This window comes from Buttiauxella brennerae ATCC 51605, from assembly GCF_001654925.1.
Taxonomy (GTDB): domain Bacteria; phylum Pseudomonadota; class Gammaproteobacteria; order Enterobacterales; family Enterobacteriaceae; genus Buttiauxella; species Buttiauxella brennerae.
Genome location: NZ_LXER01000007.1, coordinates 85,968 through 100,546, shown reverse-complemented (window position 1 = coordinate 100,546; position 14,579 = coordinate 85,968). Strand labels below are relative to the sequence as shown.

General features: G+C 50.6%; 15 protein-coding genes. 1 reads left to right on the top strand and 14 read right to left on the bottom strand.

Going from position 1 to position 14,579, the window contains the following annotated elements:
* Positions 1-8: 8 nt before the first annotated feature.
* From thiK to hinT, 4 genes are read right to left on the bottom strand one after another with little or no spacing between them, the layout of a single operon-like run.
* Entirely contained in the window at positions 9-839 is an 831-nt protein-coding gene (thiK, locus tag M975_RS04975; RefSeq protein WP_074388323.1) for a thiamine kinase, read from the bottom strand.
* Positions 817-1,413, bottom strand: a complete 597-nt coding sequence (gene lpoB, locus M975_RS04970; RefSeq protein WP_425338993.1) for a penicillin-binding protein activator LpoB — start codon at positions 1,411-1,413, stop codon at positions 817-819. The genes thiK and lpoB overlap by 23 nt, the downstream gene beginning before the upstream one ends.
* Positions 1,414-1,468: 55 nt before the next feature.
* On the bottom strand, positions 1,469-1,843 hold the full coding sequence (locus M975_RS04965; RefSeq protein ID WP_064557762.1) for a YcfL family putative periplasmic lipoprotein: 375 nt from the start codon (positions 1,841-1,843) through the stop codon (positions 1,469-1,471).
* A 4-nt stretch (positions 1,844-1,847) separates the two neighbouring features.
* Positions 1,848-2,204, bottom strand: coding sequence for a purine nucleoside phosphoramidase (gene hinT, locus M975_RS04960; protein ID WP_064557809.1), 357 nt, complete (start codon positions 2,202-2,204; stop codon positions 1,848-1,850).
* A 370-nt stretch (positions 2,205-2,574) separates the two neighbouring features.
* On the opposite strand from hinT, the gene fhuE reads away from it, so the two are divergent.
* Positions 2,575-4,764 (top strand): ferric-rhodotorulic acid/ferric-coprogen receptor FhuE, encoded by a 2,190-nt coding sequence (gene fhuE, locus M975_RS04955; RefSeq protein ID WP_064557761.1) that lies wholly within the window; start codon positions 2,575-2,577, stop codon positions 4,762-4,764.
* A gap of 285 nt (positions 4,765-5,049) precedes the next feature.
* Here the strand turns inward: fhuE and ptsG are convergent, their stop codons facing one another.
* The 10 genes from ptsG to fabD form a co-directional block, all read right to left on the bottom strand.
* Positions 5,050-6,483 carry a PTS glucose transporter subunit IIBC gene (gene ptsG, locus M975_RS04950; protein WP_064557760.1) on the bottom strand — a complete coding sequence of 478 codons (1,434 nt, stop codon included), beginning with the start codon at positions 6,481-6,483 and terminating at the stop codon, positions 5,050-5,052.
* Between the two features lie 300 nt (positions 6,484-6,783).
* Positions 6,784-7,578, bottom strand: coding sequence for a metal-dependent hydrolase (locus tag M975_RS04945; protein ID WP_064557759.1), 795 nt, complete (start codon positions 7,576-7,578; stop codon positions 6,784-6,786).
* Positions 7,579-7,588: 10 nt separating this feature from the next.
* Entirely contained in the window at positions 7,589-8,596 is a 1,008-nt protein-coding gene (gene holB / locus M975_RS04940; protein ID WP_064557758.1) for a DNA polymerase III subunit delta', read from the bottom strand.
* Entirely contained in the window at positions 8,596-9,234 is a 639-nt protein-coding gene (tmk, locus tag M975_RS04935; RefSeq protein ID WP_064557757.1) for a dTMP kinase, read from the bottom strand. Before tmk ends, holB begins: the two co-directional genes overlap by 1 nt.
* Positions 9,224-10,246: a cell division protein YceG gene (yceG, locus tag M975_RS04930; RefSeq protein ID WP_064557756.1), complete on the bottom strand. Its 1,023-nt coding sequence runs from the start codon at positions 10,244-10,246 to the stop codon at positions 9,224-9,226. Before yceG ends, tmk begins: the two co-directional genes overlap by 11 nt.
* 10 nt (positions 10,247-10,256) lie before the next feature.
* Positions 10,257-11,057: an aminodeoxychorismate lyase gene (pabC, locus tag M975_RS04925; protein ID WP_064557755.1), complete on the bottom strand. Its 801-nt coding sequence runs from the start codon at positions 11,055-11,057 to the stop codon at positions 10,257-10,259.
* 112 nt (positions 11,058-11,169) lie between these two features.
* Entirely contained in the window at positions 11,170-12,411 is a 1,242-nt protein-coding gene (gene fabF, locus M975_RS04920) for a beta-ketoacyl-ACP synthase II (RefSeq protein ID WP_064557754.1), read from the bottom strand.
* 87 nt (positions 12,412-12,498) lie between these two features.
* A complete protein-coding gene (gene acpP, locus M975_RS04915; protein WP_034456161.1) occupies positions 12,499-12,735 on the bottom strand; it encodes an acyl carrier protein in 237 nt (78 codons plus the stop codon).
* A 154-nt stretch (positions 12,736-12,889) separates the two neighbouring features.
* Complete coding sequence (gene fabG, locus M975_RS04910) at positions 12,890-13,624, bottom strand: 3-oxoacyl-ACP reductase FabG (RefSeq protein ID WP_064517911.1); 735 nt, start codon at positions 13,622-13,624, stop codon at positions 12,890-12,892.
* Positions 13,625-13,638: 14 nt separating this feature from the next.
* On the bottom strand, positions 13,639-14,568 hold the full coding sequence (fabD, locus tag M975_RS04905) for an ACP S-malonyltransferase (protein WP_064557753.1): 930 nt from the start codon (positions 14,566-14,568) through the stop codon (positions 13,639-13,641).
* Positions 14,569-14,579: the final 11 nt, after the last annotated feature.

The following is a 14,579-nucleotide window of genomic DNA, read 5'->3' as shown; positions in this document are numbered from 1 at the left end:
TCTCTTTATCAATTCTTATCCCGCAGCTGGCTCCAGGCCTCATCTGCAAGAGTTATAAATGTCCTGTCTTGCGTTTGCCGCCAACGGCATTCATACCAGGATGCCATCAACAGGGTCACCCACGGCCGCCAGCGTTCCACCTGCTGACTTAAAGTTGCTATCGAAAGGTGGCTCAATTGCGCGTAGGCGCGTATCAACGGCTGACTCTCAATATTATTGGCCGCGGCAATTGCCGCAAGTTCCAGCGCCACGTCCCCATCACCGGCATATTCCCAGTCGATGAGTTTGATGCCTTCTGGTTGATGCACCAGATTACCGGCATGGACGTCCATATGCAGTGGAGCAAGGCGCAAAGGTTTTGGCTCGCCCTGCTGCTTCATCTTTTTAAGCAACCGTAGCCACTGCAAACTTCTTCGCGCCGGTACCGCGTTTTGCCAGTAGAAATCTAACAAAGGCAACAGACTGATTCGCCAGCCAAAACAGGGCTGATGGTGTAAATCATACAGTAAGGAAGTGAGCGTTTGCAGTGAGGGGAGTTCCGATTTTACTTCTCCACTCAACCATTCGACAATTAGCCAGCCCTGCGCCAGACAAACCGGTATTGACCCAATCCCGTGAGGGATTCTTTTCAGCGCACGATACTGGCGCGCCAGCGATACGCCAGGCATCGGTGCAGTAAGCTGATTGCGTGCGACGTATTCGTGTGCGCCCAGATTGAAATGGAAGCTACCGCCGCTCAGCCCTTCAAGTTGAGAAAAGCAACCGGCGGCCTGAGCCGCCGGAAGATACTTTTCAATCACACTTTGCAGTGTCGAATTATTGGGTTTGTTGTACAGCACCGCTTCCAGACCAAATAATTTCGCCAGTCTGTACCAGCATCAGCTGCATTTTCAGCGTTGGGGCGTTCACATTGCCGCTGGCATTGCTGTACAGCACATATTGCGCGCTGACGTTTCGGGCAATACCAATCGCTTTACTGCGCGAACCGAGGCTGTCTTGCGGCGATAGACCCAGTTGCTGTTTTGCCAGCGAAAGCTGCTGGGCAGAAACCAGGGTAAATTTGCCGTTGTTCGCCAGTGCGCCACGTAACGCTTCGGTAGCAGCAGCGGTTTGCAGTGAACCGTTAGTGCGGTTATTCACGCTATCCACCAGTAATACACCACCCGGTGTAACGCCTTCGGCTTGCAGCATTTTTCCGACCATCGGCTGCATGGTGCTGCCCCAATCATAGCTACGCACTTTCGGGGTAGCTGGAATAGTGGGTTGTGGCTGTTCAATCGGGCCTGGTTGAGACGGCACGGTTGGCACAGTCGGCACGGTCGGCTGTGGTTGAACAGGCTGCTCAGGAACGGGTTTCACTTCTTCCACTGGTGCCGGGGCTTCGCCACGGTTAATACACCCGGATAAAATCATCGCCGCAGCAACAATTACCAGGTATCGATGGATTCCCTTAATCAAAATTCACCCCTTATAAAGAGAGATAAAGACGAACTTTACGTGCGTCTGGATAACTGGCTATTGATGACACAGTAACGCTGGATTTTGCAGGCAGCGTAATGGTGCGAGGTTGCTCGAGAGGATGAATCTCAAGACCTTTTGCGTCATACCAATAGAAACGATAGTTGATGGTGACCGGTTTTGACTGTTCATTATACAGTTGGCTGTTTGAAACAGTTGCACCATTAACACTTGAAATATCTGGTTTTTCAGCACTGATCCCCGCCGCCAGCACCGACGCTTCCATCACCAGAGTTTGCCCGTCGTTGACAGGAATCGAAGGTTTGGAGCTACATCCCACCATCAAAATGACGGTCAGCAGCAATAGCAGCGAGTTAGTTTTCATCAACTTATCCTTTATGTGCCAACATCGGCCCAAGCACACGGCCACCCAACAGGTGCATGTGGATATGGTAAACCTCTTGCCCGCCATGACGATTGCAATTCATGATCAGACGATAGCCATCTTCAGCAATCCCTTCTTGCTCAGCGATTTTTGCTGCGACAGTCATCATGCGCCCCAGCGCCAGTTCATGATCGGCAGTGACGTGGTTGACCGTCGGGATCAGGATATTAGGGATAATAAGGATGTGGGTAGGTGCCTGCGGCGATATGTCACGGAATGCAGTAACTAACTCATCTTGATAAACAATATCTGCCGGAATTTCGCGGCGAATAATTTTACTGAAAATAGTTTCTTCGGCCATGACGTTACCTTTATTCATTAATTGCTGGCTATTTTTGCTGTATCTAATCGCTGTATATACAGTCATGAAAAGACATAGTGTAAGAGTATGAGCGAGTTACTCCTGCTCTTTCAACCTTAACCCATTATTTCTTTATCACTCCTGCACCAATCGAACCCCTGCACTTTCTTAAACCCCGGCTCACTGCGAGATCAAAACGATATTTCATATGAGCTGTAACATATGTTTACAGCTATATCACGAATGAGTATATTTCTCGTTTGCATTTTCATTCGTATCACATAAGTCAAATTGCAAACCACCAATGTACTCAGCAACCGGACTCCTTTGGCTCTGAGGCAAAACTTCCAACAATTTATAAGGGTTTAAAATGTCTTTAACCATTTCTACCAGGGATGGGCAGCGCGCACCTGTCAGTGCTATTTCTATACTGGCATCCTGTATTGCCTTCGCACTCATGCCTTCTACCGCTTTCTCTGCCACGCAAAATGCAGAAGAAACGCTGGTTGTCGAAAACTCGGTGTCTGATACACCCGATGCAGAAGAGAGCGATTACAGTGTTAAAACCACTACCAGCGGAACGAAAATGCTGCTGGTACCACGTGATATTCCACAGTCCGTCAGCATCATGAGTGAACAGCGCATGAAGGATCAGAAGCTGGAATCGCTGGGCGACGTCCTGAAAAACACCATTGGCGTATCCGAGAGCGTCGCCGACTCCGACCGCAGTAACTTCTATTCGCGCGGATTTTTGATAGACAATTATATGGTCGATGGCATCCCAACGCTGTTTGAATCGCGCTGGAACCTGGGTGATGCCCTCACCGATACCGCGATGTATCAACAGATTGAAGTAGTTCGGGGTGCTAATGGCTTAATGACCGGCTCGGGCAACCTTTCTGCCGCCGTGAATATGGTGCGCAAACATGCCGATAGCCGTGAGTTTGAGACCAACGTGTCAGCTGAATATGGCAGCTGGAATAAACAGCGCTATGTTGCTGATATGTCTACGCCGCTGACCGACAACGGTAATATTCGTGGCCGCATGGTGGCGGGTTATCAGGATAACGACAGCTGGCTTGATCGGTACAACCAGAAGAAAAAGTTCTTCTATGGCGTGCTGGATGCCGATTTGACCGAAGCTACCAGCTTCTCAGTGGGTTATGACTATCAGGAAACCAACGTGAATAGCCCGACCTGGGGCGGTATTCCACGCTGGTACACCGATGGCAGTAAAACAGATCCGGACCGCAGCTACAGTACGGCACCTGACTGGGCATACAACGACAAAGAATCGCAGCGTACTTTCGTCACTCTGAAGCAAAAACTGGGCAATGACTGGCAGCTCACCGTGAACGGCACGCACACGGAAATGGACCTCGAGAGTAAGCAGCTGTACCTGGATGGCCTGGTGGATAAGAACACTGGCATGATGGTGAGCCCGTACGGCGCATCCTACCCCTATGTGGGTGGCACGGGTTATAACACGGGTAAACGCAAAGTGGATGCTCTCGATACCTTTGCCAACGGCTCTTATGAACTCTTCGGCCGCCAGCATGAACTCATGGTTGGTACCAGCTACACCAAACAGAACAACACTTATTACAGCTCGTGGGAAAATATCAGCGATACCCAGCTAGGCAATTACAATGACTATGACGGCAACTTCCCGGAAACGAACTGGACGCCATTGAGCCTTGCTCAGGAAGACACCGTTCGCCAGAAGTCTGCTTATATGGCAACCCGTATTACTCTCGCCGACCCTCTGCATGTCATCGTGGGTGCACGTTACACCAAATACAATCTGCATACGCTAACTCAGGAGCTTGAGAAAAATAACACGTCGCCTTATGCCGGTGTTGTGCTTGATATCAATGATGACTGGTCAACATATGCAAGTTATACCTCCGTCTTTAAGCCGCAGACCGAGCGTGACGAGCAAGGGAATTACCTCACCCCAATCACCGGTAACAACTATGAAGCGGGCGTGAAATCAGACTGGATGAATAGCCGACTGACAACTTCACTTGCCATCTTCCGTATCGAGCAAGATAACCTCGCGCAATCGACCGGAAACGTCATTCCTGGCAGCAACGGTGAAACGGCCTACCGTGAAGCTGATGGTACCGTAAGTAAGGGTGTGGAATTTGAGATTAACGGCGCGTTGACTGATGAATGGCAGATGACATTTGGCGCCACCCGCTATATTGCTGAAGACAGCGAAGGTAATGCGGTTAACCCTAACCTACCGCGCACTTCAGTTAAATTGTTCACCAGTTACCGAATCCCAACATTGCGTGAGCTGGTTGTAGGTGGCGGAGTTAACTGGCAAGACCATGTGTGGGCAGATGTACCAGTGCCGGGCGGCACTTTCCGTGCGGAGCAAGGCAGTTACGCACTGGTTGATTTGTTTGCCCGTTACCAGGTCACGAAAGCGTTCTCGGTACAGGCGAACATCGATAACCTGTTCGATAAAACCTACGATACCAATATCGACAGCCGTTCCATCGTGTACGGCGCACCGCGCAACTACTCGGTTAGCGCTAATTACGCGTTCTAGTCTCAATGGCGGATGGCGGATGGCGGATGGCGGATGGCGGATGGCGGATGGCGGATGGCGGATGGCGCAAGATTATTCACCATGCAAAATTGGTTTCAAATCATAGCCTAAATAGTTCAAGTTGCAGGTAGGCGGCAAATGAGCGAATCCCCAGGAGCTTACTAAAGTAAGTGACTGGGGTGAGCGAGTGCAGCCAACACCCCTGCAACTTGAAATATGACGGCTATGGGGTGGCAATAAAAAAGGGAGGCCAATGGCCTCCCTCAGTTCTCCCCAACATCTTAATTAGCTGTTACGGATCCACTCATCCATTTCAGTTTTCAGGTTATCGGACTTAGTACCGAAGATTGCCTGAACACCTGAACCAGCTACTACTACACCTGCCGCACCCAATTTCTTCAGGCCAGCCTGGTCGACTTTAGAAATGTCGGCCACGCTAACACGCAGACGGGTAATACACGCATCCAGGTTAGTGATGTTTTCTTTACCGCCGAAGGCGCTAACCAGAGCCGGTGCCATTTCGCTTGTGGAAGTGGTACTGGTTTCGGTTGTTGCATCTTCACGACCTGGAGTTTTCAGGTCCAGCGCTTTAATCAGCACACGGAACACGGTGTAGTAAATCGCCGCGTAGCACAGGCCAACAATTGGGAACAACCACAGTTTGCTGCTGTTTCCGCTCAGCACGATGAAGTCAATCAGACCGTGAGAGAAGGAAGTACCGTCACGCATACCCAGAAGGATACAGATTGGGAACGCCAGGCCTGCCAACACCGCGTGGATGATGTACAGGATTGGAGCAACGAACATGAAGGAGAACTCGATTGGCTCGGTAATACCAGTCAGGAACGAGGTCAGCGCAGCGGAGATCATGATACCGCCGACTTTTGCACGGTTCTCAGGTTTAGCTGAGTGCCAGATTGCGATAGCCGCAGCAGGCAGACCGTACATTTTAAACAGGAAGCCACCAGACAGTTTACCCGCAGTTGGGTCACCTGCCATGTAACGAGGGATATCGCCGTGGAATACCTGACCTGCAGCATTGGTGTATTCACCAATTTGCATCTGGAATGGAACGTTCCAGATGTGGTGCAGACCGAATGGTACCAGGCAGCGCTCTACGAAACCGTAGATGCCAAATGCCACAACCGGGTTCTGGTAAGCAGCCCACTGAGAGAAGGTCTGAATAGCCGTACCGATTGGAGGCCAGATGAAGGACAACACAACGCCCATGAAGATCGCAGCCAGACCAGAGATGATCGGCACGAAACGTTTACCCGCGAAGAAGCCCAGGTATTCTGGCAGCTTGATGCGGTAGAAACGGTTAAACATGTAGGCTGCAATTGCACCAGAGATAATACCGCCCAGAACACCGGTATCAGCCAGGTGTTTTGTTGCAATCTCGTCAGCAGAAATATGCAGTACCAGTGGCGCTACAACTGCCATGGTTTTAACCATGATGCCGTAGGCAACTACAGAGGCTAAAGCTGAAACGCCATCGTTATTTGTGAAGCCTAATGCCACACCGATAGCAAAAATCAACGGCATGTTGGCGAATACTGAACCGCCCGCTTCCGCCATAACATGAGAAACCACTGCTGGCAGCCAGCTGAAGTTTGCAGAACCGACGCCCAGCAGGATACCTGCGATAGGCAGTACGGATACTGGCAGCATCAGCGATTTACCCACCTTTTGCAGGTTAGCAAATGCATTCTTAAACATAATAGAGAGTGCTCCTGAGTATTTGTGCTTTTTTTACGCGTTATGCGCATCGGACTGGGGGGAGATCCGGTCCATATACAGGCATCTAAGTGCCTTTTGATTTATTACGCAGAGTAAAATAAATCCGCGAAAGTTTGTTTGACGGCTATCACGTTTCTCAAAAACCCATATGAAAAACTTTCATAAGTTTACAAAATGCGTTTCTAAACGTTACAAAAACGGCGTGCACCGCCCTTTTTGAGGCGTTGAACTTTACTCGCTTCGATAATTAATTACGAGCTTTAAAATAACTTAGAATTATCAGGCAGATTGCAAGCGGGATTCAGGAATATGGAACAACGTGGCGAAGTTTTTCGTCGTCGCAACGGCCAATTCCTCAAGTGAAACACCTTTCAGTACCGCCATATATTCCGCCACATCGCGCGTCATTGCCGGTTGGTTTTCCTTACCACGGTGCGGCACTGGCGCAAGATACGGTGAATCAGTCTCCACCAGTATGCGATCCAGTGGCACATAACGCGCCGCATCCCTGAGTTGTTCAGCATTACGGAAGGTCACAATGCCGGAGAAAGAGATGTAAAAGCCCATATCGAGCAATTTTTCAGCAGTTTCTCTGTCTTCCGTAAAACAGTGTAGTACCCCACCGCAGTCTGTCACTTTCTCTTCGCGCAGAATGGCCAGGGTATCGGCACGAGCATCACGGGTATGAACAATCACCGGCTTGTTCAGCTCGCGACCAATCTGGATGTGATGGCGGAATGATTCCTGCTGGCGTGGTTTGGTTTCTGGGGTATAGAAATAATCCAGACCCGTTTCACCCATTGCCACAACGCCAGGATCAGCAGCCAGACGGCGAAGTTCCTCGACATCATAGTCTTCGGCTTGATTTAGCGGGTGTACGCCACAGGAGTAAGCAACGTTATGGCGCTCACCCACCAACTGACGCATATCGCGATAACCTTCAAGCGTCGTCGCAACCGCAAGGCAGAACTTCACATCGCGCGCGGCAGCTTTTTCCAGAACGTCATCAACACTTTTATGAAGAGATTGGTAATCGAGGCCATCAAGATGGCAATGTGAGTCAACCAGGAACATACAGATACTCTTAAAGATGGAATCCAGGAAGGAGTGCACCAGGTTGCATTAAACGCTCCCAGGTGAGTAATTTTTCAGTCAGTAATAATTCGCGGTTTACACCCACCACGCTGAGCAATAATTCACGACAGCTAAACCAGTCATGCAGTATGGCTTGTAACATCGCAGGGGTCGCGCTGTGGGCAAGGCTCATAACCAGAGTTTGCTGGTCATCGTTAGTTAGCCACGCGCCCGCACCTTGCTGACATTTTAGTGCATCAACCAGCACAGAGCATAACCAGTGGATACGAACGGCTGCATCATCACTGTTCATCGCAGGCAGCAATGCCAGCATGTTTTTTGTGGCACAGGCTTCATTGAGTTTGTCGCATAACAGCTGGCGGTGTTTCCACTGTTCTGGCTGCAAAAGAGCCAGAGCGCCCGCAGGTGCGCCTGAACTCAAACGCAAGGCGGCACGCAGCTGTGTGTTATCAAGGGTGATTTCCCGTGCCAGCCAGGCAAGGGCAAAATTTTCGTCCGGTGGAGTCAAATACCAGTACAAGCAGCGGCTTCTGAGCGTGGCGGGTAAACGAGCCGGTTCGCGGCTACCCAGGAAAAACCAGGTGTTCGCTGGCGGCTCTTCAAGCGTTTTTAACAGCGCATTGGCAGCCGCTTCAGTAAGCAGCCCGGCATCTTCAAGCCAGACGACTTTTGCCCCACCCTGCTGAGCATGGCTGTAGAGCTTCTCAGTAATTTCGCGGATGGCATCAATGCCAAGGCTTGATTTGCCCTTCTCAGGCGCAACCACATAGCTGTCCGGGTGTGTACCGGCCTGCATCAACTGGCAACTGCGACACTGGCCGCAGCTTTTACTCCCTTGCGGTTTCTGGCACATCAACCAGCGGGTGAGCGCGTAAATTAACGCGTCATCACCCATACCGGCTAATGAATGAAGCAGTAATGCATGGTGCCCACGCCCGGCCTGATACTGGCTGAGGATTTGCTCAAAAGGCGCGCGTAACCATGGATACCATTTCATTACGCCAGCCCCTTAGCCCACTCAAGTACGGCACTGCGCACGTCTTGTGAAACCTCATCCAGCGATTGTGTTGCATCAATCGTACGGATACGGCTGTCGGCTGCGGCAAGTTCAAGGTAGCGGGCACGAGTACGGTTAAAGAAGTCGATAGACTCCTGCTCGATGCGATCGAGTTCACCACGCGCACGCGCACGTGTCAGGCCCACTTCTGGCGTGACATCAAGATAAATGGTCAGGTCCGGGTAAAAATCACCGAGCACCGTATTACGCAGCGCCATGAGTAATTCTTGATCGATACAACGACCACCGCCCTGATAAGCCTGAGTCGACAAATCATGACGGTCACCGATGACCCATGCGCCACGCGACAGCGCCGGTTTGATAACCGTTTCAACCAGCTGCACACGTGCTGCGTAGAACATCAGCACTTCGGCTTTATCAGTAACGATTTCGTCACCGATACCTTTGTTGTTCAATGTCAGCTCGCGCAATCTTTCCGCAAGAGGTGTGCCGCCGGGTTCACGTGTGAACACCAGATCGGTTACGCCCAGCTCTTTTAAAGTCGCAACGACCACGTTATGCGCGTTAGTTTTCCCTGCTCCTTCGAGCCCTTCAATGACGATAAATTTACTGACCATTCTTATCCTTCAGCGCTTTGATATACACCTGCACAGCCTGGTTATGGCCTGCAAGGTTGGTATTGAATGTGTGGCCGCCCTTTCCATCCGCGACAAAATAGAGATACGGTGTTTTCGCCGGGTGAGCCGCAGCCTGTAGCGAGGCGTTGCCTGGGATCGCAATCGGTCCAGGCGGCATGCCGCTAATCACGTAAGTATTATACGGCGTAGGCGTTTCGAGGTCTTTACGTGACAGTTTACCATTATAGCTTTCACCCATACCGTAAATTACCGTTGGGTCAGTTTGTAAACGCATGCCGATACGCAGACGGTTGATGAACACCGAAGCAACCTGGTCGCGCTCTGCTGCAACAGCCGTTTCTTTCTCAATGATCGAGGCCATCGTCACCAAATCATTTTGAGTTTTATACGGCAGCCCTTCTTTTTTGCCATCCCACGCAACCTGAACCGCTTTGACCATCCGCTCATGAGCACGTTTTAGCAGTGCGATATCTGTCGTATTTGCGGTGTACAGCCAGGTGTCAGGGAAGAACCAGCCCTCGACCCATTCCGGGTGTTCAAATTTTAAGGCTTCGGCAACCGTGGCGTAGCTATCATCTTTAAGCGTGTGCTGAATGTATGGCGCTTCGCGCAATTGCTTCAACCAGTCGCTCAGGCGCGTCCCCTCAACAAAGCGAATCGGGAACTGCGCTTCTTTGCCACTCGCTAACAGTTTGAGCATTTCGCGCACTGTCATTTGCGGCGTAAACCGATAGGTGCCCGCTTTGAACTTAGCCAGATCAGGCTCGACTTTCAGCAGCCACTGGAAAACGCGTGGGCGGTTAAGCAACTTTTCATCATACAGCTGCTTCCCCAGCGCCAGACGACCCGTGCCCGGTTTAAGGGTAAAAATGGTTTCTTGAGCAAGGGTCAGATGGCTGTTGGCTAGCTGGCGGACTTTGTATAAGCCAACGCCTACCGCCACGCCGAATACCACTAACAGCAGCAGAAAGAAACGTAGCATCTTTTTCATCGTTAATCGGTTACTCACAAAGTGGTGCTAAAAATTGATAAAGCTCGCGAGATTCAAATCGCCATAATTCAGCCTGATTCACAGGGACAACCGGCATCAATGCATTGCAAATAAGTAACTCGTCGGCTTGAGCCAGACTTTCAGGACGCTCCCGGACTTGTGTAACTTGCCAGGAAGAGTCTGCAAGGCAGGCAATAATATGCTGGCGCATCGTGCCGTTTACACCAGATTTATCCATATAAGGGGTAAAGACCTGAGATCCTTTACGCCAGAATAAATTAGCGGCACAGCATTCCGTAAGCCACCCATCACTGTCAAGAACCAGAGCTTCCTGGGCTTGCGTCTGTTCAAGATGCGTACGAATCAGCACTTGCTCGAGCCGGTTCAGGTGTTTTATTCCGGCAAGATGGGGGTTAATGCCCAATCTGACAGGGCTTAAGGCAAGGCTAATGCCCTGCTCGCGCCATTGCGGGTAAAACGAAGGATAAGTAGAGACGCAGAGTAGACGTGTCGGATGGAGGCAATTGGCGGCGCTGTATCCACGCCCGCCACTACCACGCGTAATCATCACTTTCAGCACCGCATGTTGTTCAGACGATGCAAGCTGCTGCATTTCACTTTCAAGCAGTGACCATTCGACAAACGGGATAAGGAGTTTTTCACAGGCTTGTTGTAAACGGTCAAGATGCTGCGCCAAAAAGCGCACGCTGCCGTCTTTGACCCTTGCCGTTGTGAAACAGCCATCACCAAACTGCACGGCGCGATCGTTTGCCGGAAGATTTGCCGTCAACTCACCATTGATTAAATACATCATCGTTCCTCAATGTTCCGTGAATTAAGAGTGCCAGTGAGAATGGTGCAGCAAAAGAGGGATATTTAAGATGTATAAAGGGCTCGCAAGCGAGCCCTTTATTATCAGCCAATCAGACCTTTTTAAAGATCAACGAGCCGTTTGTACCACCAAACCCGAAGGAGTTACACAGGGTGTACTCCATTCCTTTTACCTGGCGTGCAACATGAGGAACAAAGTCCAGATCGCAACCTTCGTCAGGATTATCGAGGTTAATGGTTGGTGGAACCACTTGATCACGCAGTGCAAGGATAGAGTAGATTGACTCTACAGCCCCTGCAGCACCCAATAAGTGACCGGTCATAGACTTGGTTGAGCTCACCAGAACACGGTAGGCATCTTCACCAAAAATAGTCTTAACCGCTTGTGTTTCGGCTTTGTCACCCGCTGGCGTTGAAGTGCCATGTGCATTGACATAGCCCACCATGCCAGGAGTAATACCTGCATCACGCAGAGCATTTTCCATAGCCAGTGCAGCACCTGCCCCTGTTTCTGGCGGAGAAGTCATGTGATAAGCATCGCTACTCATACCAAAACCAACGACTTCTGCGTAGATCTTCGCGCCACGTTTCTTAGCATGTTCGTACTCTTCGAGTACCATCATGCCCGCGCCATCACCCAGCACAAAACCATCACGGTCTTTATCCCACGGGCGGCTTGCCGCTTGCGGGTTATCATTGCGGGTAGATAAAGCACGCGCAGCACCGAAGCCACCCACGCCCAACGGAGTACTGGCTTTTTCTGCACCACCTGCCAGCATAGCGTCTGCATCACCATAAGCGATGATACGCGCTGCCTGACCGATGTTATGCACACCAGAAGTACACGCTGTAGCAATGGAAATGCTTGGACCACGTAGGCCGAACATAATGGTCAGGTGACCTGCCACCATATTCACGATAGTCGACGGCACAAAGAATGGGCTGATCTTACGTGGACCACCGTTAACCAGCGAGGAGTGGTTCTCTTCGATAAGACCCAGACCACCAATACCAGAACCAATTGCGGCGCCGATACGGATTGCATTCTCTTCCGTTACTTCCAGACCAGAATCCAGCATGGCCTGGTGGCCAGCAACAATTCCATATTGAATGAAGGCATCCATTTTGCGCTGTTCTTTGCGCGAAATGATGTCGTCACAGTTAAAATCCTTTACTAAGCCAGCAAATTTCGTTGCATAGGCGGTAGTATCGAAATGGTCGATTAGGCTGATGCCACTCTGACCGGCAAGGAGAGCTTTCCAGGTAGACTCTACGGTATTGCCGACAGGAGACAACATGCCCAGTCCGGTCACAACTACACGACGCTTAGACACGTTTGTCCTCCAGGGAGGGAAAAAATAGTACTAGTGGGACAATTAGATAAAACTCAGGCGGTCGAATGACCGCCTGGAGATGTTCACTTACGCTTGGTGACCGTTGATGTAATCAATGGCAGCCTGAACGGTGGTGATTTTCTCAGCTTCTTCGTCCGGAATCTCAGTATCAAACTCTTCTTCCAGAGCCATTACCAGCTCAACGGTGTCAAGAGAATCAGCGCCCAGGTCCTCTACGAAGGAAGCGGAGTTGATAACTTCTTCCTGCTTAACGCCCAGTTGTTCGCCGATAATTTTCTTAACGCGTTCTTCGATAGTGCTCATACTCTTAAATTTCCTATCAAAACTCGCTTTCGCGATGGTTTTCGTAGTGTATAAAATGTTGAAAAAGATGCAACTAAATCCCGGCAGGTCATACCACGATTTTACGCTATTTTGCGGGCATTCGCCCAAATAACGCAAATACTTTGTATCGTGGTTAAACCATATACATTCCGCCATTGACGTGCAGGGTCTCACCAGAGATGTAACCCGCCTCGTCAGAGGCTAAAAATGCAACAGCACTGGCGATTTCTTTTGCGTCGCCTAAACGACCCGCTGGAACTTCCGCCAGTATACCCGCACGCTGGTCTTCCGACAGCGCACGCGTCATGTCCGTTTCAATAAAGCCCGGAGCAACAACGTTTACAGTAATACCACGTGACGCAACTTCGCGCGCCAGAGATTTACTGAAACCGATCAGACCCGCTTTCGCCGCAGCGTAGTTTGCCTGACCAGCATTTCCCATGGTACCAACCACAGAACCAATAGTGATAATACGACCATGACGCTTTTTCATCATAGCGCGCATTACCGCTTTTGACAGACGGAAAACTGATGACAGATTGGTTTCGATGATATCGTTCCATTCGTCATCTTTCATGCGCATTAACAGATTATCACGAGTGATACCGGCATTATTGACCAGAATGTCAACTTCGCCAAATTCTGCGCGAATATTTCCTAAAACAGCTTCAATTGACGCCGGATCGGTCACATTCAGCATGTAGCCTTTACCGTTATCGCCCAGATAATCACTGATCGCTTGCGCACCGCTTTCGCTGGTCGCAGTACCGATAACTTTTGCACCACGGGCCACTAAGGTTTCCGCGATTGCACGGCCAATACCGCGACTTGCGCCGGTTACCAGCGCAATTTTTCCTTCAAAACTCATGGGTTTCCCTCGTCTTATTGCTCGAGCGCAGCTGACAACGCTACCGGCTCGTTAATTGCCGATGCAGTCAGAGTGTCAACAATACGTTTTGTCAGGCCAGTCAATACTTTACCAGGCCCTACTTCCAGCAACTGGGTCACGCCCTGTGCTGCCATAAATTCTACTGATTGGGTCCACTGTACCGGATTGTAGAGCTGGCGAACCAGAGCACTACGGATAGCTTCTGGCGTAGTTTCACATTTCACGTCGACGTTGTTCACAACAGGAACAACAGGCGCGTTGAAAGTGATATTTTCCAGCGCAACAGCAAGCTTATCAGCCGCAGGTTTCATCAGTGCGCAGTGAGACGGCACGCTAACCGGTAATGGCAGAGCGCGTTTTGCGCCGGCGGCTTTACAAGCAGCACCCGCACGCTCTACAGCGTCTTTGTTCCCTGCAATCACAACCTGGCCTGGTGAATTAAAGTTCACCGGAGAAACCACTTCACCTTGAGCGGCTTCTTCACAGGCTTTAGCAATAGACGCATCATCAAGACCGATGATGGCATACATTGCGCCAGTGCCCGCAGGAACCGCTTCTTGCATCAATTTGCCGCGTAATTCAACCAGACGCACTGCATCTGCAAAATCAATGACGCCAGCACAAACCAGAGCAGAGTATTCGCCCAGGCTGTGGCCTGCCATCATTGCAGGGGTTTTACCGCCCTGCTGCTGCCATACACGCCACAGTGCAACAGAAGCTGTCAGCAATGCAGGCTGAGTCTGCCAGGTTTTGTTCAGTTCTTCAGCCGGGCCTTGTTGGGTCAGAGCCCACAAATCATAGCCCAGTGCATCAGAAGCTTCACGGAAGGTTGCTTCAACAACAGGATTAGCTGCTGCGATTTCTGCCAGCATGCCTACCGCTTGCGAACCTTGCCCTGGAAAAACAAAAGCAAATTGAGTCATGGTTAAATCCC

Excerpts from the sequence above, each read along its gene's own strand:
- M975_RS04945 (WP_064557759.1), bottom strand. The coding sequence starts at position 7,578 with ATGTTCCTGGTTGACTCACATTGCCATCTTGATGGCCTCGATTACCAA.
- fabD (WP_064557753.1), bottom strand. The coding sequence starts at position 14,568 with ATGACTCAATTTGCTTTTGTTTTTCCAGGGCAAGGTTCGCAAGCGGTA.
- holB (WP_064557758.1), bottom strand. The coding sequence starts at position 8,596 with ATGAAATGGTATCCATGGTTACGCGCGCCTTTTGAGCAAATCCTCAGC.
- hinT (WP_064557809.1), bottom strand. The coding sequence starts at position 2,204 with ATGGCCGAAGAAACTATTTTCAGTAAAATTATTCGCCGCGAAATTCCG.
- fabG (WP_064517911.1), bottom strand. The coding sequence starts at position 13,624 with ATGAGTTTTGAAGGAAAAATTGCGCTGGTAACCGGCGCAAGTCGCGGT.
- fhuE (WP_064557761.1), top strand. The coding sequence starts at position 2,575 with ATGTCTTTAACCATTTCTACCAGGGATGGGCAGCGCGCACCTGTCAGT.
- ptsG (WP_064557760.1), bottom strand. The coding sequence starts at position 6,483 with ATGTTTAAGAATGCATTTGCTAACCTGCAAAAGGTGGGTAAATCGCTG.
- tmk (WP_064557757.1), bottom strand. The coding sequence starts at position 9,234 with ATGGTCAGTAAATTTATCGTCATTGAAGGGCTCGAAGGAGCAGGGAAA.
- pabC (WP_064557755.1), bottom strand. The coding sequence starts at position 11,057 with ATGTATTTAATCAATGGTGAGTTGACGGCAAATCTTCCGGCAAACGAT.
- yceG (WP_064557756.1), bottom strand. The coding sequence starts at position 10,246 with ATGAAAAAGATGCTACGTTTCTTTCTGCTGCTGTTAGTGGTATTCGGC.
- acpP (WP_034456161.1), bottom strand. The coding sequence starts at position 12,735 with ATGAGCACTATCGAAGAACGCGTTAAGAAAATTATCGGCGAACAACTG.
- lpoB (WP_425338993.1), bottom strand. The coding sequence starts at position 1,413 with ATGATTTTATCCGGGTGTATTAACCGTGGCGAAGCCCCGGCACCAGTG.
- M975_RS04965 (WP_064557762.1), bottom strand. The coding sequence starts at position 1,843 with ATGAAAACTAACTCGCTGCTATTGCTGCTGACCGTCATTTTGATGGTG.